The 24,883-nt window shown below is 47.1% G+C and carries 13 protein-coding genes; 11 read left to right on the top strand and 2 right to left on the bottom strand.

Annotated elements, in window-relative coordinates:
* Window positions 1–4 precede the first annotated feature (4 nt).
* The 10 genes from BGP76_RS09355 (at window position 5) to BGP76_RS09310 (ending at window position 17,386) form a co-directional block, all read left to right on the top strand.
* Window positions 5–1,552, top strand: a complete 1,548-nt coding sequence (locus tag BGP76_RS09355) for an alpha-L-fucosidase (RefSeq protein WP_119844470.1) — start codon at window positions 5–7, stop codon at window positions 1,550–1,552.
* A gap of 73 nt (window positions 1,553–1,625) precedes the next feature.
* Window positions 1,626–3,305: a sulfatase gene (locus BGP76_RS09350; protein ID WP_119844469.1), complete on the top strand. Its 1,680-nt coding sequence runs from the start codon at window positions 1,626–1,628 to the stop codon at window positions 3,303–3,305.
* A gap of 67 nt (window positions 3,306–3,372) precedes the next feature.
* A complete protein-coding gene (locus BGP76_RS09345; RefSeq protein ID WP_252737005.1) occupies window positions 3,373–4,710 on the top strand; it encodes a sulfatase in 1,338 nt (445 codons plus the stop codon).
* A 7-nt stretch (window positions 4,711–4,717) separates the two neighbouring features.
* On the top strand, window positions 4,718–6,928 hold the full coding sequence (locus BGP76_RS09340) for a T9SS type A sorting domain-containing protein (RefSeq protein WP_147407438.1): 2,211 nt from the start codon (window positions 4,718–4,720) through the stop codon (window positions 6,926–6,928).
* Complete coding sequence (locus BGP76_RS09335; protein ID WP_119844466.1) at window positions 6,925–8,316, top strand: glycoside hydrolase family 28 protein; 1,392 nt, start codon at window positions 6,925–6,927, stop codon at window positions 8,314–8,316. The genes BGP76_RS09340 and BGP76_RS09335 overlap by 4 nt, the downstream gene beginning before the upstream one ends.
* Entirely contained in the window at window positions 8,313–9,719 is a 1,407-nt protein-coding gene (locus BGP76_RS09330; protein ID WP_255416097.1) for a glycoside hydrolase family 28 protein, read from the top strand. The genes BGP76_RS09335 and BGP76_RS09330 overlap by 4 nt, the downstream gene beginning before the upstream one ends.
* Entirely contained in the window at window positions 9,720–11,282 is a 1,563-nt protein-coding gene (locus tag BGP76_RS09325) for a sulfatase-like hydrolase/transferase (RefSeq protein ID WP_255416096.1), read from the top strand.
* A 26-nt stretch (window positions 11,283–11,308) separates the two neighbouring features.
* Window positions 11,309–14,245 (top strand): glycoside hydrolase family 2 TIM barrel-domain containing protein, encoded by a 2,937-nt coding sequence (locus BGP76_RS09320; RefSeq protein ID WP_255416095.1) that lies wholly within the window; start codon window positions 11,309–11,311, stop codon window positions 14,243–14,245.
* 107 nt (window positions 14,246–14,352) lie between these two features.
* Window positions 14,353–15,873, top strand: a complete 1,521-nt coding sequence (locus tag BGP76_RS09315) for an alpha-L-fucosidase (protein WP_119844960.1) — start codon at window positions 14,353–14,355, stop codon at window positions 15,871–15,873.
* Between the two features lie 7 nt (window positions 15,874–15,880).
* Window positions 15,881–17,386 carry an alpha-L-fucosidase gene (locus BGP76_RS09310; RefSeq protein ID WP_119844463.1) on the top strand — a complete coding sequence of 502 codons (1,506 nt, stop codon included), beginning with the start codon at window positions 15,881–15,883 and terminating at the stop codon, window positions 17,384–17,386.
* Window positions 17,387–17,783: 397 nt separating this feature from the next.
* Here the strand turns inward: BGP76_RS09310 and BGP76_RS09305 are convergent, their stop codons facing one another.
* Window positions 17,784–19,274, bottom strand: a complete 1,491-nt coding sequence (locus BGP76_RS09305; RefSeq protein WP_119844462.1) for an arylsulfatase — start codon at window positions 19,272–19,274, stop codon at window positions 17,784–17,786.
* A 300-nt stretch (window positions 19,275–19,574) separates the two neighbouring features.
* Here BGP76_RS09305 and BGP76_RS09300 point away from each other — a divergent pair, with 300 nt between their 5' ends.
* Window positions 19,575–21,785: a HEAT repeat domain-containing protein gene (locus tag BGP76_RS09300; protein WP_073124470.1), complete on the top strand. Its 2,211-nt coding sequence runs from the start codon at window positions 19,575–19,577 to the stop codon at window positions 21,783–21,785.
* A 616-nt stretch (window positions 21,786–22,401) separates the two neighbouring features.
* On the opposite strand, the gene galB is transcribed toward BGP76_RS09300, so the two are convergent.
* Window positions 22,402–24,864, bottom strand: coding sequence for a beta-galactosidase GalB (gene galB, locus BGP76_RS09295; RefSeq protein ID WP_255416094.1), 2,463 nt, complete (start codon window positions 24,862–24,864; stop codon window positions 22,402–22,404).
* Between the last annotated feature and the right edge of the window lie 19 nt (window positions 24,865–24,883).

Genomic DNA, 24,883 nt, shown 5'->3' with positions numbered 1-24,883 from the left:
ATCAATGAAAAAGAAATTAGGGTTATTGACCAGGTTGAAAGTATGTTTCGTGGCTTTGGGAATAGTAGCTTGTACAACTCAGAGCAAAGAGTTGGCTGAGAAGGATTCCTCTTCGAAAGTGTTCGAGCCGAATTGGGAGTCAATCAAATCGAATTATTCAGATCCTGAATGGTTTAACGATCAGAAATTTGGAATATTCATTCACTGGGGGGCTTATAGCGTGCCAGCATTCGGGTCAGAGTGGTATCCACGTCAGATGTATATGGACACGGCTACTTTTAGTGCTCAGTTGAACCCTGGAGAAACTGGGCCAAATAAAGTCTTTTTGCATCATAAAAAGCAATGGGGGGATCAAAAGGAATTCGGGTACAAAGACTTTATCCCTATGTTCAAGGGCGAAAATTTTGATGCCAACGAGTGGATAGATGTTTTTAAAGCGGCGGGAGCACGCTATGTCATCCCGGTTGCAGATCATCACGATGGGTTCGCTATGTATAAATCCAATACCACCCGATGGAATGCCTATGATATGGGGCCTAAGAGAGATGTGCTAGGGGAGTTGTTTAAAGCGGGACGTGCCAAAGGGATGATCATGGGAACTTCTTCGCATTTTGCCTTCAACTGGTCTTTTTACAATAAAAAGGATCATTTTGATACGGTAGATCCTGAATATGCAGATTTGTATAGCTCTAAAGGTAAAGACCTAACAGAGCCTGTTTCTGATAAATTCAAACAGAGATGGTGGGAACGTACCAAAGATGTTCTGGACAACTATCAACCAGATATCTTTTGGCTTGACTTTTATGTAGACATTCCTGATTTTGAAGAGATGCGTCCAAAGCTAGCAGCTTACTATTATAACAAAGGATTAGAGTGGGGCAAAGAAGTAGTGCTGCAGGACAAAAATTTTAGCCATGAGGCATTTCCCGAAGGAACGGTGATTTATGATTTGGAGCGTGGCAAACTGCCAGGTATCCGTAAGCTGCCATGGCAGACGGATACTTCGATTGGCAAAAACTCTTGGAGTTACGTGACCAACTGGAAGTCCAAGACGACCAACGAGCTGGTAGACGATCTGGTTGATATCGTTAGCAAAAACGGAAACCTGCTGCTCAATGTAGGACCTAAATCAGATGGTACGATACCAGAAGATCAAAAGGCAATTTTGCTCGAAATAGGAGAGTGGCTTAACACCAATGGTGAAGCGATCTATGAGACCGAATATTGGAAAACCTTCGGTGAAGGGCCTACGGAGGTTGCCAAAGGCCATCACTCAGAAGGCAACAACAAGGGCATGTCAGCAGAGGATATTCGGTTTACGACTAAGGAAGGAAAACTGTATGCCATAGCCATGGATTGGCCAGAAAGCGGTGAGATCAGGATTAAAACTTTAGCAAAAGGCGCAGAGTACGCTCCTGAAAAAATTGGAGATGTTCAGTTGTTAGGAAGTGAAGAGGATTTGGTCTGGGAGCAAACAGAAGAAGGACTGATCGTAATGTTGCCAAAGGAAAAAGTAGGTGATTTTGCACACACACTGGCGATTTCAATCTAAAACGAGAATTTGAATATGTTTTGATTTAATACCGGACAGGTGATTAAGCTTGTCCGGTTGGTTTTATAGGATTATGAAGAGATATAATTTAGGAGGTTACTATTGTTTTTGGTTTTTGTCTTTCTTGATATTGTCTGCCTGTGGTCAGGAACATAAGGAGACGACAAAGCCCAATATCATTTTTATCATGTCTGATGACCATACCACACAGAGTATAGGGGTGTATGGTAGTCGACTCGCAGAGCTCAACCCCACACCGACTATCGACAAATTGGCAAGTGAAGGAGTCGTGTTTGACAATTGCTATGTGACCAATTCTATCTGTACACCCAGTCGAGCTGCAATCCTAACGGGGCAACACAGTCAGGCCAATGGTGTACTAGATTTGGAAGGAGATTTGGAAATTGCAGAGCAATACCTGCCACAGGAGATGAAAAATTTGGGCTACCAAACAGCGATTGTGGGCAAATGGCACCTTAAAAATGAACCTGCTTCATTTGATTTCTATCAGGTGCTCAAATCACAAGGCACATACTTCGATCCACTGTTTAGAGTACAGGGTGATAAGCCTTGGCCTAACAATACCATCCAAACCACAGGACACTCGTCGGACGTGATCACAGACGCTACTTTGGATTGGCTTAAGTCCAAAAGAGACAAGGACAAGCCTTTCTTCTTGATGCATCATTATAAAGCACCACACGATGATTTCGAAAATGCACCAAGATATGAGGAGTACCTAGCGGACACTTTCATCCCAGAGCCAAAGAGCCTTTATGAGATGGGTAATCATGGTTCAGAAGCAGTAAGAGGCAAGAATGATTCTCTGACGCGAATCATAGGTTCGTCGGTCTCGGAACGCAACCTAATCCGAACTCAGGCGAACAATATTTATCCAGATTCATCGATTAGCCGTGCCTATGGCAATGCAGAGGATATTGTTGCAGAAGACCTAGAAGCATGGCAGTATGATGCCGAATCTAAGGCCAATGCCAGCAAGGTCTATCAGGATTATCTCAAGAAATATCTTCGATGTGTGAAGGGAGTGGACGATAACCTGGCCAGACTTTTTGCCTATTTGGAAGAGGAAGGCTTGATGGAGAACACCATCATTGTATATACAGGTGATCAGGGTTTTATGCTCGGAGAGCACGATTATATCGACAAGCGATGGATGTATGATGAGTCTATGCGCATGCCTTTCATTGTGAAATACCCTAAGTCCATCGAGGCAGGTACGCGTTCTGATGCCATGATCAACAATACGGATTTTGCACCTACGCTCATTGAAATGGCTGGAGGTAAAACTCCTGATTACATGCAGGGACGTAGTTTCAAAACAATCCTAGAGACTGGAGATGAACCTGCTGACTGGCCACAGTCTACTTACTACCGATATTGGATGCATCTGGCACATCGTCATCAAAATCCAGCTCACTTTGGGATTCGTACCAAAACACAGAAGCTCATATTCTACTATGGTCGCTATTGGGTAGATACAGATGATCCCAATGCCGAGTGGAACAAAGCCAGCTGGGGCAATGACTTTACTAGACATACACCTGTCGCTTGGGAGTTTTATGATCTGAAGGATGATCCTAAAGAGATGAATAACCGCTACAGCGATCCTGCATATGCAGAGGAGATTGCAGACTTGAAATCACAATTGCTAACACTAAGAGGAGAGCTAAACGAAGGGGATGAAAATTACCCGCATATCCAAAAGGTAATCGATGAGCACTGGAATGATTAGAAGGTCAATATTACTGGTTTTTTTGTTTAATGCCATTTTGGTAGTAGCTGCTACAAAACCAGCGAAAATGAAAGACAGACCCAATATCTTGATCATCGTGAGCGACGATCAGGGTTGGGGGGATGTAGGTTTCAACGGTGGTACGGACATACCTACGCCTCATCTCGATGGATTGGCGGCTCAGGGAGTGAGCTTTGAGGCGGGCTATGCCTCACATCCTTACTGTAGTCCCAGTAGAGCGGGTTTGCTATCGGGTCGCTATCAGCAGCATTTTGGGCATGAGTGCAATATCCCCTACAAAACGGCTGGTTCAGAGGATGGTTTGCCCCTTGATGAGCTGTTGCTCTCTGAGCTGTTGCAGAAAAAGGGCTATCAAACTTGTGCAGTGGGTAAGTGGCACCTGGGAGATGATCAAAAATTTTGGCCACCTAACCGTGGGTTCGACGATTGGTATGGGTTCTATGGCGGAGGTTTCAACTATTGGGGGGATTTGGGCAACAAGAAAGAAATACAAGGAGTGCTCAGAGATGGGATACCTGTAGGGCAAGATTCACTCACTTATCTGACAGATGATTTTAGTAGAGAGGCCGTTCGCTACATCGACAACTATGCCCAATCAGAGGATCCCTTTTTTATGTATCTAGCCTACAACGCACCCCATGCGCCGATTCAGGCTACTGAAGAGTACATTGATCAGGTGGCTCATATCGAGGATGGAGAGCGAGCAGCCTATGCTGCGATGGTGGTAGGGATGGATCAGGGTATTGGGCGTGTGATTCAAAAACTCAAAGACACAGGAGAATATGAAAACACCTTGATTATTTTTTACAGTGACAATGGTGCTCATATACATGGCGCGAGTAGTGCTCCTTTTCGTGGACACAAGGGCATGCTCTTTGAAGGGGGGATTCGTGTTCCTTTCTTGATTTCATGGCCCAAAGTGCTACAAGGAGGAAAGCGTTTTGCTCAGCCTATTTCTGCTTTAGATGTTTTTCCTACCGTATTGGCTGCTGCAGATATTCGAACACCAAAATCCAAATCACTAGATGGCGTGGACTTGCTGCCATACCTCGGTGGACAAGAAAAAGAAGCACCTCACGATGCACTATTCTGGCGCTATTCGGGTGGGGCTGGCTATGCCCTGCGTCAGGGAGATTATAAGTTGGTCATGTCTGCTTATAAAAATGAGACCTTGTTGTTTGATCTGTCGGCGGATCCCTATGAACAAAAGGACCTCTCTACAAGGCAACCTGACAAAGTGAAAGAACTTATGGCGCTGTATGAGACTTGGGATCAACAAAATGTAGCACCCAAATGGGACGACCCCCATGCAGCGAATGTGAGCAAAGAAGAGGCGCAACGCCAGAGAATTTTAGATCGGGCGAGTGCCGGAGAAAAAAGATAAAACAACTATGAAATATTTATTAGCGATAGGTTTGCTTGTAGCAGGTTTTGTGTTGCAGGCTAGGGATTTTCATGTCTCCAAATCAGGAGATGACAGTCAGGCTGGAACCGAAGCAGAACCTTTTCTTACCATAGGGAAAGCGATTCAGGTGATGGGTGCCGGTGATCAATGTATCATTCATGCCGGAATTTATACTGAGACGATCGAGCCTACTAAAGACAACTTGAGTTTCACTGCCGCGGCGGACGAGGAGGTGATTATATCTGGATTCGATGCAGTAGATAGCTGGGAGCTGTATCAGGGAGATATTTATGTAGCTGATTTGCCAACCACCCTCGAAGATCAAAACCTGATCTACTATGATGGTCAAGGTATGATCCTAGCCCGCTGGCCCAATAAGACAGATTTTGATCATTTCAACCTGGAAGCTCCATGGACTACAGGTAATAACACGAGTGTGTCCTTCGATAATATCCCAGATCAAAACTGGGATCAGGGTGGACATATCTGGTTTTTGGGCAAAAACCGATGGACTTCTTGGAGAAGGGATATTACTGATTATTCCTCCTCTTTCGTGGCTTACGAGACTTTACCGACCTCATGGAGTTTTGGAGGTAGTCACAGTCCAGCGCAAGGAGGTGAGTTCATACTGATGAATACCCTAGCCGCTCTGGATGCTCCTGGTGAGTGGTACGTAGACAATGACAGCAAGAAGGCCTACTTCATGGCGCCAGACAAAGCCAGTCTAGTAGATGATACTGTCTATGTCAGACAGAGAGTTACAGCTATTGATCTTGACAACAGGCAAAATATAACCATCGATGGGATCAAAATATTAGGAGCAAATGTGACGCTCAATGGTGCCCAAAATTGTATCCTGAAAAATGGCGAAATCTTGTGGGGCAACTATAGTACAGGTGCCGTGGGCAGCGAGGGACAGCGCTCCTTCCGGGTCAATAAAGCCTCAGTAGAGTTTAGCAATCAATCGACGGGCAACCTGATCGAACACATGAATATCCAGTGGGGTGCGTGCTCTGGAATCATGCTTCGTGGTATAGACAATACTGTGACCAACTGTTATGTCGGCAACTTTGATTTCATTGCTAGCTATGACGCCCCGATTCGTCTGGAGGGAAAGAATACTGTCACTTACAACGAATTTTTCAATACGGGGCGTGACCTAATGAATGGAGGAGGTAATGGGGCTGAAGTAGCCTACAATGATTTTCATCATTCCAACTTACTCAACGACGACTGTGGGGCTATTTATCTCTGTTGTAATGGATACAATAATACACGCATTCATCATAACTGGATTCATGATTCTGAAAGCCGCAATGAAAATTATGAAAGCTACAAAGCCACTGGTATATATCTTGATAACACGACCAAAGATGTCATCGTAGATCACAATGTGTTTTGGGATCTCGAATGGTCTAATATCCAGATCAACTGGGCTGGAACCAATCTGCTGTTGTACAACAATACTATCTGGGCGGGTACTGGAGAAAACAGTAGTGCCATGGCGCGATGGGTCAATGGCTATGGTCTAGATAATGTGCAGCTGTTCAATAATTTGGCTAACGATGCAGAGTTAACCAAAGACACCCTTTACAATACTTCCAAAGGCACTAATCTCACTTTGCAACGCAATGCTAACCCTTTCGAGGATTTTTCGAATCAGAATTTTACACCTATAGTGGCTTCTGGAGCCATCAATACAGGTACTGTATTGGACGAGTACACGGATGGTTATACTGGAGGGAAGCCTGATATCGGAGCTTACGAAGTAGGCGCTGAATATTGGGTTCCTGGTCCTGATTGGGAGATTGATGCTTCTGTGGAGGCGATTGATTGTAATGGGGATGCAGGAGGTGAGGCTTATTACGACAGATGTGGCACCTGTGCAGGAGGAAATACGGGAGTGGAACCAGAAACTGGCTTATGTCCTGGCGAAGTGTTGGAGGTGAATGACAAGAGCAAGGGAATAATCGTCTATCCTAATCCCTCCGAAGGCCAATTTTTCTTCAATCAGGATTGCCGAGGGATGACTTGTCGACTCTTTTCGCTGACCGGGCAGCCTGTGTACAAGGGGAGTATTGCCAATAGCAATGGACTCGATGTTTCCTTCCTGTCCGATGGTTTGTACCTGATGGAAGTGAAAGATCGGGGCAAGACCATAATGACCACTCGAATCATGATTAACAAGGCGATATGAAAATATGGAGCATACTCATTGTTTTTCTCCACTTGGGCATAGCACTGCAAGCCAAGGATTATCATGTGGAAGACTATGGGGCAGTAGCAGATGGTAGCACTAGAGATACTCCTGCCGTACAGGCTGCCATAGATGCCTGCACAGCAGCGGGAGGTGGACGAGTGGTGATTCCAGGAGGCAAAACCGTAGTAATCGGCACCATCTATCTCAAAGATCATGTGACGCTCTATCTGGAAAATGGGTCGATACTGAAAGGCAGTCCTGATATAGCCGATTATGCGACTGATACACATAAGAATATGTACAAGAACGAGCCGCACATGGATCGTTGCTTGATTTTCGCTAAAAATGCGTATTCGTTTGCGATAGAAGGACATGGTACGATCGATGGCAATGGGCACACCCGGTTTTTCAATGGAAAAACAGGCAGACCAATGATGATGCGTTTCATCAACTGCCGCAACATTCATTTGAAGGATGTCAATTTGATTAATCCAGCGGCTTGGACTTCTGCATGGTTGTATTGCGACGATATAGTAGTCGAGGGTATTCGCATTTATAGCCGATCCAATCACAATGGTGATGGCTTGGACTTTGATGGCTGCACGGACGTGCGGGTGTCCAATAGTAGTTTTGATACGAGCGATGATTCGATTTGTCTACAGGCTTCTCGGCCCGACAAGCCTTGCAAAAATGTAGTAGTAACCAATTGTACCTTCACCTCCAAGTGGGCAGGTCTGCGCATTGGTTTGCTGTCACGGGGCAATTTTGAGTCAGTCACAGTCAGCAATTGCACCTTCCGAGATATTCAGGATTCGGGATTGAAAATCCAAATGAACGAAGGCGGCGAGATGAAAAATATGGTCTTTTCTAATCTCGTGATGAAAAATGTACCAAGACCTGTCTTTATGACTTTTGCTCAGCAGCGTGCCTGTGTAGATGCCCCAAAGGAGATGTATCCGATGAAGGCCATGCATAGTTTTATCTTCGATAAGATCATCGCTGACAATCGTGAGCTAGACAAAAATTCCGCCTTTTTTATTACTGGTATGCCAGAGCACCCTATTGAAAATATTTCGATTAGCAATGTGTTGTTTACTGTCTCTGGAGGAGGGACGAAGGAGGAAGCCGACCAACAAGATCTACCTGAGTACACGCTCGATGTGCTCGATGGCTGGTGGCCGGAGTTTCGTTTGGTAGGTACGCTACCTGCCTATGGTTTGTACCTGCGTCATGTCGATGGGGTGAAGATTGACAACTTCGAAGTGATCACGGTGGACACAGACCAGCGTCCACCGGTAGTACTCGAAGATGTAGAGAATGCCTTCTTGGGTACTGTTTTAGCCAATTATTCACTGATCAAACCAAAGAAAATCGTTAAACGATGAGACACAGATTTAGATTACTGACCTACTGTATTGTATTCCTTTCGATGTGGGGCTGTGCTGCACCGAGTAGCTTTCGTGTTACGGATTTTGGAGCGGTGGGTGATGGCAAGAGCATCAATACAACGGCTATTCAGTCGGCCATCGATGCTTGTCACCAAGCAGGAGGAGGACAGGTTTTGATAGCAGAGGGCACTTTTGTGACGGGCACGATTCTGCTCCAGAGCAATGTGGAACTTCATATTCAAGAAGGCGCTACCTTGCTGGGGAGTACCGATCCTAGAGACTATCAGAGCATTGATGCATTTACCGATGCTACAGGCCAGGTGAGGGGCAAATGCCTGATAGGTGCCCTTGATGTGAAGAACGTTAAAATTTCAGGAAAGGGAACGATAGATGGCCAGGGAGCTGCCTTTCATCAGGGACCACTGAAGAAAGTACTAGCAGACCAGGGATTAACCAAAGAGGAAATCAATGAGTTGATGGGCAATCGTCCTTTCCTCTTACGATTTGTTCGTTCCAGTGGTATAGAGCTACGAGATATTCACCTTAGGCAACCTGCCGCATGGACTTGCCACTTTTTCCAATCGACCGACATTCTGGTCGATGGTATTGACATCTATAGTCATGCCCATCGCAACAATGACGGTATAGATTTGGACTCTAGCCACGACGCTATCATTCGTAACTGCAATATTGATACAGGTGATGATGCAATCTGCTTCAAGACGACTAGCCCTGAGCCGACGCACAGCGCCACTGTACGCAACTGTCGGCTGAAAAGTGACTGGGGGGCGATCAAGTTTGGAACTGAATCGATGGGAGATATGCACCACATTGACATTAGCCAATGTCAAATCCACGATACGAAAGGTGGGGGCATCAAGATACTGAGTGTAGATGGTGCTAATATTCACCACATTCGAATCGATAGCATAGAGATGACAGATACGGAGATGCCCATTTTTGTCCGTTTGGGCGAAAGAAGACGAACCTATCGGGATGCACCACAGCAGCCTGTAGGAAGTATAGATTCAGTCACGATTAGCAATCTGAAGGCCAGCACTCGTAGCTTGGATTCGTCACGTGTTAATCCACCGAGTGGCATTTTGATCACCGGTACGCCAGATTATAAGATCGGCTCAGTACAACTGGACAATATTGAGATACTAGTGTCAGGAGGTGGTATGGATGAGCATAGACAGTTGATACCAGAGGAGATGCCCGCGCGTTATCCAGAGTTTAGTTTTTTTGGTGTACTGCCTGCTTATGGGATGTATGCGCGCAATGTTACGGATTTGAAATTGATCGATTATGATTTCAAACTAAAGGCAGATGACCAACGCTCAGCCATTAGAGTCCAAGATGTAGAGCAACGGCAGTTTCAACCCAAAACAAAGAATTAGATGAGGAGAAGAACGACGTTTTTATTTATCGCAGTATTATGGGCGGTGAGCCATTTGGTGATGGCAAAGGGGATGAAAAATCATATGAAGGGCAAAAAGCCCAACGTATTGGTGATCTATACCGACGACCACCGCTACTCTGGTGTACATGCACTGGGTGGTATGGCTGTACAGACACCACACATGGATCAGTTGGCGCATGAGGGAGTGATTTTCGACAAAGCCTACCTGATGGGCGCATTTAGCGGAGCGACTTGCATACCGAGTAGAGCGATGCTTTTGACGGGACGACAATTATTCACCCTCCAAGGGCAGGGACACCAAATACCTGAGTCGCATACCACCATGGGGCAGACATTTGGAGCGGCTGGATACGAAACTTATATGGTAGGTAAGTGGCATCAGGACAATGCTTCGCTGGCGCGCTCCTTCGATGGTGGAGCCACTGTGATGGGACGTGGCGTCTATCTGACCGATCACTTTCGTATGCCGCTTTGGGATTGGCAGGCTGATGGTGACTACACTCGGGACAATGCCTACCTATTGACCTATGACGAGGATGACAATGAAATCCGCCGACCCCTCAATAAGGACGATAAAAAAGGTCCAACAGGTACGGAAATCGACGGCCCACATACTTCGGAGATATTTGCTCGTGAAGCAGCACAGTACATAGAAGACTACCAGTCACGCAAGCCATGGATGATGTACTTGGCTTTTCATGCGCCGCACGATCCACGCCAAGCGACACAAGAGTACCGCGACATGTATCCGCCAGAGACGGTCGCTCTGACACCTTCGTACATGCCGCAGCATCCATTCGACAATGGGCATATTTTTTTGAGAGATGAGGCGCTGGCATCCTGGCCGAGGACGGAGCAGATCGCCCGTCAGCAGTTGGCTGACTATTATGCCATCATCAGTCATCTCGATACGCAGATTGGTAAAGTGATCCAAGCACTCAAGGAGAGCGGGCAGTATGAAAATACGCTGATTGTATTGGCAGGGGATAGTGGGCTAGGTGTGGGCAACCATGGCCTGCTGGGCAAGCAAAATATCTATGACGAAGATGGGGTACATATTCCTTTGATATTCTCGGGAGGAGCCTTACAGCAAAAAGCGCAACGCAGCGATGCACTGTGCTATACGCATGATATTTTTCCGACGATCTGTGAGTTGGCAGGAGTCACTCCACCAGAATCTGCCAATGGACAAAGTATGGCGGCTGTGATTGCAGGAGCAAATCAGCAAATCAGAGACTATACCTATCACGCCTATCGGCAGCATCAGCGTGCCTATAGAGAAGGGGACTACAAACTGATCGAATATGTGCGTGCACCAGATTGGACGAAAAAAGAGGGAGAGTTCGAAGCGGGCTCCCGGGTGACACAGTTGTTCAACGTGAGTGCAGACCCTTGGGAGACGCAGGATCTATCGCCCTTTCCCGAGCACAGGGAGCGCGTGTCCCAGATGCGTGAAAAACTGAAGCAAAAAGCGATCGAACTCGGAGACAACAAAGAGAGCGTGAATATCAAATATGATTATTGGGACTACTTCGATTAAGAAGTCCTTCTGGAAAAGACAATAGAATGAAGAAAAGCATGATACACAGCAGCAAGAACTACTTTTTATGGCTCATGGTATTAACCATGACTTTTGGGGTGAGTGCTCAGGATTTGCCTTTTGGCTTTCCCGAGACAGAAAGAACGAAAGTTAATATCAACCAAGACTGGAAGTTTCATCTCGGCGATCCTGATGCCGATTTTTACGCCAAGGATCTCGATGATAGTGATTGGGAGTCTGTCAACGTGCCCCATACGCTCAAATTGACTTCTTTGACCCTGGATGGTTTGAAGGACGAAAAGACACAGCTGGTTTTTCATCGAGAGGTCGGTTGGTATCGTCGCGAGATTGAGGTACCTGTTGGAGATCAAAAAGTGTTCCTGGAATTTGAAGGCGTGCATCAAGTGGCCGATTTGTGGGTTAACGGGCAGCATGTCGGTGAGCATGCCGTAGGAGGCTATACGCCTTTTCACTTTGATATTACAGATTATGTAGACAAAGGCCAAGTCAACCAAGTCACCGTGTTGGCTGACAATCGTCGCAACGAGCTGGTGCCCCCAGACCCTGGTCCGTTTGATTACGTGAAATTTAGCGGCTTGTATCGTGATGTATATTTGGTGCAAACAGACCCAGTGCATGTCACTTTTAATTGGGAGTCGCTCAGGTCAGGTGTCTATATCACTACGCCAACTATCGACCCAGTCAACAAGAATGCAACTATAGATATAAAAACGGCTGTGCGTAATGAGTCGTCCGATGCACAAAGTGTCCAACTCATCACGCGGGTGATCGACGAAGAGGGACTAGTTGTCATGAAACTCCAAGAAACCAAGGAACTCGCGTCAGGTGTCGAATATCAATTTGATCAGATTGGAAGCCTAGAGGACAATGTAACGCTATGGGATATCGACAACCCTTATCTCTATCGTGTCAATAGCGTGATTTTAGTTGATGGTAAAACGGTGGATTATGTGGAGAATAAAATCGGCTTGCGCAAATTCGAACTTGATCCAGTCAGGGGCTTTGTGCTCAACGGTGAGCCTATCGAACTGCTAGGGTTCAATCGCCACCAACAGTACCCTTACATCGGAGATGCTGTGCCCAATGCACTGCATTACAAGGATATGCTCCAGTTCAAAGAATATGGATTTAATATCATGCGTACGGCACACTATCCGCAGGACGATGAAATATTGAAAGCCTGTGATGAGCTGGGAATATTGGTATATGAGGAAGCACCATCATGGATATCGATTAGTACCGAAGAAGGCTGGTGGCAAAATTTTGATCAGGCGGCCAGAGATATGGTACGCAATCACCGAAACCACCCATCGGTCGTGATGTGGGGTGGTGGCATCAACCACCGTGGCTATGTGCCTCGCGTGCACAACACGATCAAGCAGGAAGATCCAGAGAGGCTTACCGCTTCGCAAGGCGCACGTTGGACAGGTTGGCAGGCCTCTGGTCTGACCGATATCAATGCCAATATGCTTTACGGACCATTCATCTGGGATCGCTCTGAGCCGATTTTTGCCATGGAGGGTCGACGAGGACCAGCAGCTGTAGCTCCTTACAAAAAGGATCTGGGTATGACTGGATTGATTGCCTGGACTGCTCACGCCTACTATACTTTTCATCCGGCGCATGATAAGGCCGATGATCCTAAAGACCGTACCCGCAGTGGTGCCATGACGATTTTTCGCTATGCGCGCCCTGAGACAGAGTGGTACAAAGCGGAGTTGAAGGACGAGCCTTTCCTTTATATCCATGAAGACTGGGTAGAAGGCACCGATGAGGTGACAGTGTATAGCAATGCCGATGAGGTAGAGCTACTACTCAATGGCCAAAGTATAGGCAGGAGCCAAGCCAGTACCGATACAATCTATGATGGCTTAGATGATGCACCGTTTCACTTTCGTGAGATTGACTATAAGTCAGGAGAACTGACAGCCAAAGCGTATTTTGCTGATGGATCGGAAATGAAAACAGTCAAAAAAACACCAGAATTCCCAAAGGCCATTCGTTTGCGAGTGGATACGGTAGGACGTGAGTTTACTGCGGATGGATCGGATATCTTGATGGTGTATGCTGCTGTGGTGGACAAAAATGGCACTGTAGTCGAGGGTACAGATGATTTGATCACATTCTCGGTCAAAGGAGACGCGACAGTGATCGGCGATGATGCCGCGATCAATGCCAACCCGATGTTTACCGAATACGGTGTGGCGCCTGGGCTGATCAAAACGGGTACGACCACTGGCAAGATCACCATTTATGCGAAAGCGAAAGGACTCAAATCTGCCAAGGCTACAGTCATACTGGTGCCCAACCAGACAGATGAAATAGCCAAAAATGCGGAGGCGATTTATGACTATGACAGTGAGCGGGTCGATATGGGAGCGCCTGATCAGTTGGTACAGTTTGGTTGGAACTATTGGTATGGCGAGGACAATACATCTTCGACGTATGCTTTCAAGACTTTTGGTGAAGCGACAGTCGAAGTGGCTACTGCTTCTAACGATGGCGTGATCCGATGGCTTGGTGAGATGAATGTGGTAGGTAAGTATGGGTATGCGTACGGAGATGGTGTGATGGGTATCGACGATCAGGGTATTAATCTAACCTTTGACGGATTGCCAGCAGGTGTCTATCGCCTCAAAACTTGGCATCATGCCCCACGTAGCAATAGTGATTCGATGGACCCGAACAAGGAGAAATTGAAATCGCTGACGATCCACAAGTTGCCTTATGAGAAAGAGATCGTAGTGGACTCAGATGCATTGATCGGGTCAGAGTTAAAGGCCACCGTGACCGAAGGCAAGTCGATGCAGTTCGATGAGCCTGGTACAGCAGTAGTTGTGTTCGAGTCGGATGGAGCGTCGAAGATCACGATCAATTACAATGGTAAAGGAAACAAAGGCGTATGGCTCAATGCCCTCGAACTGAGCGAATGGAAAAAGTAAGTCTAAACGCTGAACCTGATGCCATTTTGGGATCAGATTCAGTGTTATACGATTTCTAATGATTGTCCAGCTGAAATGACTAATCTATGACCAAATCAACTTATCCTATGAAAATCACATTTGCATTTTGCTGTCTCGTCTTGATTGGGGCACAATTATCCTGTAGCTCTAGCAGCGAGTCAGGCGATAGTATTTCTTATGAAGAAAATACTTCGACCTATGAGCAGTCTTGGGAATCACTGGCTAAGCATAGCGCGGCACCAGAGTGGTTTCAGGATGCTAAACTAGGCATCTATTTTCACTGGGGCGTTTATACTGTGCCTGCCTTCGGGAGCGAGTGGTATCCTAGTAATATGTACATCGAAGGACGCAGGGAGTACAAGTACCATTTAGAAAACTACGGATCACTTTCTGAATTCGGCTATCACCATTTCGTGCCAGCGTTTACTGGCGAGTATTTCGATGCAAACGAATGGGCTGATTTGTTTCAACAGGCAGGTGCCCGTTTTGCTGGGCCAGTAGCGCAGCATCATGATGGTTTTGCGATGTGGGACAGCGAGATCAATCCCTGGAATGCCGCAGACAAAGGACCTAAGAAAGACATCACCGGGGAGCTGGCCAAGGCGCTCAGGCAGCGTGACATGAAACTGATCACGACCTTTCACCATGCCAGAAACTTACAGCGATACAAAGGAGAAGAAAAGGGCTTTGGCAGTCACTTTACCTACGATACAGCCTATCACACCTCATCGGACGACCCAGAGTTACGTTTGCTCTATGGTAATATCGAAGAAGAGCAGTTCAGCCAGTATTGGTACGACCAGATTGTAGAGGTGCTCGATCTTTACCACCCTGATATTATCTGGTTTGATTCGTGGTTCAACTACATGCCAGAGGACAAGGTGAAAGAAATGGTAGCCTACTATTTCAATCAGGAAAAAAAGAACAATCAGGAAGTGGTGATTGCCTACAAGCAGAACGATCTACCTACGACGGTAGGCGTACACGATATCGAGCAGGGGGGGCGCCGTGACGTGTCGGAGCTACCTTGGATGACCGATATCACGATCAGCGATCGCTCATGGAGCTATGTCGAAGGGCAACAGTACAAGTCGACGGCCATCGTGCTACGCAATCTGATCGATGTGGTCAGCAAAAATGGTGTTGTGCTACTCAACCTCTCACCCAAAGCAGATGGTAGTATCCCAGAGGCGCAACGCCAAGTACTCACAGAGATGGGGAATTGGTTTGAGGCCAATGGTGAAGCCATTTTTGAGACAAGACCTTGGGTCATGTATGGGTTTGGAGATGCGAAAGCGGATCAGGGAGAGTTTGGTGGTCAGTCCGCTACTGTAGCGTACACTGCATCCGATGTCCGTTTTACACAGTCTAAGGATGGCAAGACGCTGTACATGATTTTGCTCGGAGAGCCAAAGGCGGGTCAAACGATCAACTATGGTATTCTGGCCAAACACCGCTACAGCCCGAAAGGTGAGATTGATCAAATATCAGTTTTGGGCTCTGGTACACCCGTGGATTTTGTTCACGATGACGATTATTTAACACTGACCATGCCTGATTCGGGCATGGATAGCTTGGCTACTGTATTCAAAATTGAATTAAAATAATAGCGCTATGAAACGCAACAATTGGATCTATTCACTAATCATATTTGGACTGTGTGCTTGCACGGCCAATCCAGAAAAAAAGGGAAGTCAAGTGATGGAAGAAAAGCCATACACAGCTGATTGGTCATCCCTCCAACAACATCAGACGCCGGAGTGGTTTTTGGATGCCAAATTTGGAATTTACTTTCACTGGGGGCCATACTCTGTACCTGCATATCAGACGGAGTGGTATTCTCACTGGATGTATGTAGAGGATCATCCGGTACGAAAGCATCATGAAGAGACCTACGGATCGTTAGATGAGTTTGGATACAAAGACTTTATCCCGATGTTCACTGCTTCACAGTTTGATGCGGACGAATGGGCAGAGCTGTTCAAAAAGTCCGGAGCGCAGTTTGCTGGACCTGTCGCAGAGCATGCTGATGGTTTTGCGATGTGGGATAGCCAGCTTACCGAGTGGGATGCTGTGGATATGGGACCAAAGCGAGACATCGTAGGAGAGATGGAAAAAGCCATACGCAAGCAGGGGATGAAATTTGTAGCGACCTATCACCGCCACTGGATGTATGCTTGGTATCCGACTTGGGATACTAGCGTAGAGGCTGGTGATACTCAATTCGAAGGCTTGTATGGTCCCAAAGTGCCAGAGGGCACTTTTGTGATGGCTGATAAGCCAACCAATCCCTTGCCAGACGATGCTTTCAATCAGGAATGGCTCGACCGTCTCGACGAGCTGATGGACAAGTACCAGCCGGATATGATTTGGTTTGACAACAAGATGGACATTATCGGAGAGGAGTATCGCCAACAGTTTCTAGCCAACTACTACAACAAGGCAGAGGAGTGGGGACAGGAGGTAGTTTGTACCTATAAATTTACAGACATGGCGAAGGGTTCGGCTGTACTGGATCTGGAGCGGGCACGTATGAGTGAGAAGAAGGATTTCCCTTGGCTCACTGATGACTCCATAGACTGGAAGGCCTGGTCACATATAGCCAACCCTAAGTACAAATCCACCAATCGTTTGATCGATTTTCTGGTCGATGTGGTGAGTAAAAACGGAGCTGTTTTACTTAATATTCCACCAACTGCGGATGGTGTAATCGAGCAAGAGGTGCGTGATCGTCTCCTCGAGATGGGAGAGTGGCTATCTGTCAACGGTGAAGCCATCTATGGCACGCGTCCGTGGAAAATATATGGAGAAGGACCGCAGGAAATAGTGGAAGGACACCTGAGCGAAAACAAAAACCCTGATGCAGTGGCGCAAGACATCCGTTTTACTACCAAAGGAGATACGCTCTACGCCATCGCACTGGATTGGCCGGAGAGCGGAAAACTGATGATTCGTAGTTTGGGAACGGATCAGGAGCTGCTAGACGAAACCATTAGTCAAGTGGAGCTGCTCGGCTATAAGGGTAAAATCAAATGGGTCCATTCTGCCGAAGGCTTGGAAATCACCTTGCCAGAGGAGCCGGTGGGGCAGCATGCTTTTGCATTGAAGATAGCGCAGTGATCGTTTGTTCCGATCATTGCACTGTGAGACATGTGTCAATACATCGTGTTCGGGGTTGCAGATGATTTTGGTATCCGCTGCCCGCATAAAAGGCAATTCCTTTCAACCTGAGTTCGATTTCAACTTTCATTAAACCCTTGTTGGAAATGCATCAATCACACTTTGTCTTCAAGCCAGATAGACCATATCTACGGTAGATAAATATCCCCTCTTCTTTCATTGACAATGAAAGAAGCTAAAAGGCTAGAAACCTATAAACGCGCTACCACTCAAACAGTATAATTTTCAACCCCCTTGAATAAAGTATATAGAGCATGATTCATCGAACTCAGGTTTTCAGGTTCATGTGTTTGAGCTCTTTATTGAAGACTATTGATGTGAAAACAAGGTGTTGGTTTTAGGTATCCCTCATCTCATTGAATCGAGCAAACATCTTTCGTGCTCGCTTGTTTTCTGTCTCCAGTAGATTGTTCTTTTCTCGTACGTCATTTTTGAGGTTGTATAGTGCTTTAGGTTTACGCGTCTTGTCTGTTTTGTCTTTTGGATCAAACTGTACGACGAGCTTCCAGTTTTCTTCGTAGTAGGCCATTTCTCGGCTTGTACCTCCTTGGATGATCATTTGCTTTCGTATAGGCTTGGTTTTGCCTTCTAGTAGCGGGAGCATGCTACGTGAGTCGCGAGCCTGACTGCTACCGATCTGCTGATCGAGTAGATCTGCGAGTGTGGCATGGATGTCGAGGGCTTGTACGGCAGCATCTGACCTCATATTCGTATCGATATGACCCGGCCATGAGGCAATCAGGGGGACACGATGACCACCTTCTTGTATGCTGTTTTTGTGACCACTAAAGATACCGCTCGGACGGTGCCCTGTGGCCAGCGTTTGTCGGAAGCCCAGCCCACCATTGTCGCTGGTAATGATGATCAGCGTGTTGTCATACAATCCCTTTTCTTTGAGTGTGGTGACCATTTGGCCGACCTGTTCGTCCAGCTCTTTGATCATGTCCATGTGCGGTACAGGGTAGCTACCGGCGATGGTTGTTCCATTGAGGGTAGTTGGAGGCGTATGAGGCAAGTGTACGGCCTCTGAGCAATAGTACATGAAGAATGGCTCGGCTGTCTGGCTCTGTGCAGTGATGAAACCTACTGCTTTGTTGGCCAGTAGTGGCCCCATATCATGTGGATCCCATGCAGAGTCACCCAGGCCTTCATCCTTGTCTAGTTTTACCTTCAGTTTATCCATTTTCTTCTGCGTGATCAGGGTCAGCTCTGAGCTGTCGGTGAGTGGGTACCATTCATTGTTTTCAAAAACCGCATAAGGCACGTCTTGTATGCCAGAGGGGAAGGTGAAGGCATAGTCAAAGCCATTTTGCATAGGGCCTCCCGCTAGACGTTCACTTAGGTCTATGTCCATTTCTGGCTCTACTCTGGGTGATCTATAGATTTCGTCAGGATTGCTTTTGCGTTTCCAATCACCACCCATGTGCCACTTGCCAAAAAAACCTGTATGGTAGCCAGCCTGTTGCATGAGCTCGCCTAGCGTTAGATCTTCTTCTTCTATGGGAGAGCGCTGATAGGCTCCCCATACCCCCCAGGGTTGGTAGCTGCGGTAGGTGCTATTGCCTGTGAATATCGAATACCGAGAGGGGGCACACAGTGCTGCAGGCGAATGTGCATCAGTAAAAAACATACCTTCACGCGCCAGCTTGTCGATGTGTGGGGTTTCTACGACCACATTCTGTCCATAGTGTCGCTGGTAGTGAGAGATGTCGCCTGTACCGATATCGTCGGCCAGTATCACGATGACGTTGGGGGGCTGAGCATGGCTTGATGCAAAGCCCAAATAGAAAATAACAAGTACTATCGCTATCCTAAAACTAAAGGTCATATCCACTGTGTTTGGTGTACATCTACAATGATATAAAGGTCAGAGCAGAGAGTGCTGGGGCAAATGTTGCCTAAAAGAAGGGGACATTTGATAGGTGTATGGATGGGGAATCAAACTAGAAGAGAAAAGTCACTTCTAGGTCGGTGCTTATTAGATATATGTTACATTTTTTTTGATGTAGGAGGGGAATATTATTCGATCTTGCAGGGGCATATTTGTTAGCTATTTCAGAATGTGTTTGTATTGCACAAATTTGGAATTGGAAGAGAATCGTCTTTCCTCATCAAAAAAATACTCAGCATGTTTCAGACCACTTTAAGATTACTATTTGTTGCGTTTTCTGTTTTGTTGACGGCTTGTCAACAAGACCAACCTAGGCAAGCAGCCTATCCTCGCCCTGAGATCGATCCGGATCCGGTGGTGGATTTCCTCTCTCCTGAGGAGAGCATGGAGACCTTTCATTTGCCAGAAGGCTACAAAGTAGAGTTGGTGGCCAGCGAACCGATGATCAACGAACCCGTAGCGATCACATGGGATGCCAATGGACGTTTGTATGTCGCACAGATGGATACCTATATGCAGGACATAGATGGAAATGATCAGGGTATGCCATGGAGTAAGATCATGAGACTGGAGGATGAAGACGGTGATGGAAAGATGGACAAAAGCACCGTGTTTATTGATAGTTTGGTACTGCCACGTGTCATACAAGCCGTCGGTGACGGATTGATCGTACAAGAAACCTACTATCGTCATTTTTGGCTGTATAGAGATATGGATGGTGATGGAGTCGCAGAGGATAAAAAATTGCTACTGGAGGATAACGGGATGGATAGAAGTAACCTGGAGCATCAGCCTGGTAGCATGCTTTGGAATATCGACAACTGGCTGTACCTCTCCAAAGGCAACCTACGTTACCGCTACACCTCGGGTACGTTAGAGGTGGACACCATGCGCAGCCCACCCAATGGCCAGTGGGGTCTGACACAAGACGAAACGGGTCGGATGTACTATTCATCGGCAGGTGGTGAGGTGCCCGCTTTGGGGTATCAGATCCATCCTATATATGGAGATTTAGAGATGAATGGCAAATGGGAACCGGGGTTTGAAAAGGTCTGGCCAGTCATTGGTACACCTGACGTGCAAGGTGGACCAAGGAGACTTAGAGAGGATGGTACACTCAACCACTTTACAGCGTCGTGTGGACAGACTTTGTTTTTGGGAGATCGATTGGATGCCTATGGAGATCTGTTTATCCCTGAGCCTGTGGGGCGATTGGTCAGACGAGCCAAAGTGGAGAATAGAGAGGGGAAGATCGTGCTGAGCAATGCGTATGAGAATACAGAGTTTTTGGCTGCAACAGATGCTAATTTTCGTCCAGTAGATACCAAGGTCGGACCTGATGGATGTCTCTATGTCGTGGATATGTATCGTGGGATCATTCAAGAAGGCAATTGGGTGCGCAAAGGGAGTTATCTACGTCCTGTTGTAGAACGTAAAGAACTAGACAAAAACATAGGTAAGGGGCGTATCTATCGGATTGTGCATGAAGACGCTGCTCCTACAGCCAAAGACAAGTTGTTGGATCAATCTACCACAGCACTTTTGCGTTACCTGTCACACCCGAATGGTTGGTACCGCATGCAGGCGCAAAAGTTGATTATACATAGGCAGGACAAGTCGATACTGCCCCAACTCAAAGAAATGGCTACTGAGACTAAGCCTTGGTTTGGAGGTGGAGATCAAGATTTTGGGCTGCAACGTTTGCATGTATTATGGACGCTGGAGGGACTAGGCGAGCTAGATCGGGACTTGTTGGTAGAGATGCTAGGGGATGATGATCCTAGAGTGCGTGCTGCTGCTATTCGAAATACGGAACCTTATCTGTCTCAAGGCGATCAACAAATCCTCGATGTTTTGTCGGAGAGGGTAGATGACCCTAGCAAGGATGTACAGATACAGCTGTCGCTCTCGATGCGGTCGAGCAAAGACCCTGTCGCGAAAGAGGTGATTCATCAGTTGATGAAAAATGACCGACACAACATGGTGCTGGCTTCTGTCGGAGAAGTAGGGTTGACAGAAGAACCACCGATCGTCGAACAACTCATGAATAAACATAAGCTGTTGCCAGGTGGTCGCAAGCGATCGCTGGTGAGTGGATATTATATTTACCAAGGGTTGTGTGCAGACTGCCATGGGAAAGACGGAAACGGCTTGGGCGATATCGCTCCACCTCTCGTGGGGTCTCCTAGAGTCAAAGGACATTGGATGATCCCAACCAAAATCCTGCTCAACGGGCTACAGGGGCCTATTGATGACAAGTCCTATACCGGAGCGATGATTGCCATGAAGGAGCAAGACAACAAATGGATCGCAGATGTACTGACCTATATTCGTACCGAACTAAACGGCCAATCACCAGTATCTCTGTGGCAGGTGAACAATGCCCGTAAACAATCTGAGGAGAGGGAATATCCATGGACACTAGAAGAATTGTATCCCAAAAAGTAGCGTACGGACACACGCGGCTTTTTTAGCAAACCCTCCATGGGGTTTAAACCCTTGGAGGGTTGATAGGATAGGTCACAATTTAGGTGTGTTCAGGATACTTTTATTGATTTAGAACGCCTCCCTTTGCAGTCCCGTTTGGGGTCATGTATGTGATTGGGAACAGAACTGCTGTAGCTGTGGATGATGATTGTTTGACTCGTTTATATTTCTCCCTTTAGTCGAAATGACATGGAATGTGAGGGCTGCTACAGAAGTGAGAAAATACAACAGAAGCTTGTTGTTTCGACCATAGAAGAGACCTACAATACGAAACACAGATTTCAAAGTGTCTATTCGGTGAACTGTGTCAAGAAAAGAAGCAGACGGTTACACGCTTACAAGAGTCTATTTGACTTTTCGGCGAATGGAGATGTCGGATAGATCGACTATTTTGACCTTATCAAGCTGGTTTTTTTGCCTTCTCGTTCGTGCCCTATAAAGCCAAGCCTGCAGTTAACCTCCCGAACAGAATAGGCTCCAAGCAATTTGCAACCTCCTTACAAGTCCAAACGAAAAAAGCCATCAAAAGCAGCTTGGTGAAGTGCTCTTGATGGCGATGTTGTTGCAGAGTTTTGTGTTACTCGTTGGTGGTTACGCTAATGGTCGCGCTTTTCAATCCTTTTCCGGTGGCTTTGAGTTTGATCTTGCCGGTTTGTGGGTCAGATCGGAGTATGGCCAGTGCCATTCCACTGAATGTCTTGCGATAATCGGCCTGGAAAGGCTCTGTCGTGGCGGCATTGCCATTGCCTACTGCGATTAGCTCTCCCGTCCCAGATACGCTGAAGTTGACGAGGTTGTCTGCATTGGGGCAGAGGTTGCCGTCTTTGTCTTCGATGCGTACGGTGACATAGGCCAGATCACGGCCATCTGCTGTGATCGTAGATCGATCCACCGACAAGCTGATTTTGGCAGGGGCACCTGCGGTGCGAATCTCTTTTTCCTCTACAGCTTTGCCGTCTTTGTAGCCTACTACTTTAATGCTACCCGCTTCATATGGTACCTCCCAACTGAGGCGGTAGGGGGAGTCAAATGTTTTTGGTTCATAGCGAAGAAAATCTACTAGCAGCGTGGTTTTGTCCTTGCCTTTTACTTTTCGTCCCATAGACTTGCCATTCACGAATAGTTCTGCTTCGTCGCAGTTGGTGTAGCTGTAGACTGGGATGTTTTCGCCTTCCATACCTTGCCAGTTCCAGTGGGGGAGGAGGTGGATCATCGGCTCTTCTGTCCACTGACTCTGGTAGAGGTAGAAGCGGTCTTTAGGGAATCCACTCAAATCTACTGCACCAAAATAAGAGCTACGAGAGGGCCAGTGACCATTCCAGCGGCCATTGGTCGAGTTGTCCTTTCCTCCATAGGGCGTGGGTTCGCCCAGATAGTCGAAACCAGTCCAGATAAACTCGCCCATACTGAAAGGGTTTTGCTCCTGAAAGTAAAATTCAACATCTGGAGGGTAAGCCCATGGTGGTCCGATCAGGTCGTAGCTGGTTACTTGCAGCGACTCATGCGTTTGGTACTTTTCGATCGGTAGGTGATAGACGCCACGGCTGCTGGTGCAGCTTGATGTTTCCGAACCGTAGATCGGCAGTTGTGGGTAGTTGCCACGCACTTCGCTGTATTTGGTAGGCTTATAGTTCATCCCTGCGATATCGACCTGCTGCGCCATGTTGTTGTCATAGGGAGCCGGGTACCAGTTGAATCCTGCGGAAGTAGGACGGGTAGGGTCGGTCGCTTTGCATACGTCGTTTAGCTTTTTGGCCACTGTCCAGCCTTTTTGTTTGTCGCTTTGCTCGATGATCTCATTGCCAATGCTCCACATGACGATGGAGGGATGGTTACGGTCACGCAGGATCATGTCACGCAGATCGATTTCTCCCCATTGATCAAAGAATTTATTGTAGCCGTTTTCTACTTTGGCCAATTTCCAGACGTCAAAAGCTTCGTCCTGTACGAGTAAGCCCAGCTCGTCGCAAAGCTCCAGCAGCTCACGAGAGGGAGGGTTGTGACTGGTGCGAATGGCGTTCACTCCCATGTCTTTCATGATCTGTAGCTTGCGCTCGTCGGCTCGTCGATAGACCGCTGCACCCAAGGGGCCATTGTCGTGGTGCAGGCAGACGCCGTTGAAGCGAACCTTCCGACCGTTGAGATAGAAGCCGTCCGTGTTGTAGCTGATGCTACGGATGCCAAAGCGGGTTTGATAGCTATCCAGCACCTTGTCATCATCCAATACCGTGGTAGTGGCGGAGTAGAGGTTTGGTGTGTCCAGATCCCATCTTTGTGGTTTTCCTACATTGACGTAGGAGGATGCTGTAGCTGTGGCTTGTGCAGCTATTTCGATTTTCTCCTCTATGCGCGCTACTTCATTTCCTTGTGGATCAAAATATTGTTGTCTGATACTAACCGTTTTACTTTGGTCACTTTTGTTAACCACCTTTGTTTCATTCTGTACGACTGCTTTGGTATCTGTGACTGTCGGGGTGGTGATATAGGTGCCCCACTGTGCTATATGTACGGGCTCATCGATTTTGAGCCAGACGGAGCGATAGATGCCAGCACCAGGATACCAGCGAGAGGAAAGGTCTTCGGGCGTGAGACGAACAGCGACTACATTGTCCGATCCGTCATAGTTCAGGTATGGACTGATATCAAACTCGAACCCGATGTAGCCATAGGGCCTATTGCCAACCAGCTGTCCATTGACCCAGACGTGGGCGTTGTACATAGCACCTTCAAATTCGATGCGTACGACTTTACCTTCTGTATTTTCAGGTATGGTGAAATGCTTGCGATACCAGCCCGTACCGTGAAAGGGCAGGCCGCCTGCACGTGCATTGTATTTGCTATCGAATGGCCCTTCGATAGCCCAGTCGTGAGGCAGGTCCAGCTTTCGCCATTCACTGTCATCAAAATCCGAGGATTCGGCTCCAGCTACCTGGTCGTTGTAAAAAAGCCAGGATGCGTTAAAATTTTGATCTTGAGCCTGGAGGTTGGGGCCACAGGTCAGGATTATTATCAAACAAAATAATAGATGATGTTTCTTCACTTGCTTCAATTTTTAATTG

The organism is Reichenbachiella sp. MSK19-1, assembly GCF_003590315.1.
GTDB lineage: Bacteria > Bacteroidota > Bacteroidia > Cytophagales > Cyclobacteriaceae > Reichenbachiella > Reichenbachiella agariperforans.
The sequence above is the reverse complement of the archived record's forward strand: the minus strand, read 5'-3'. Positions and strand labels throughout refer to the sequence as shown.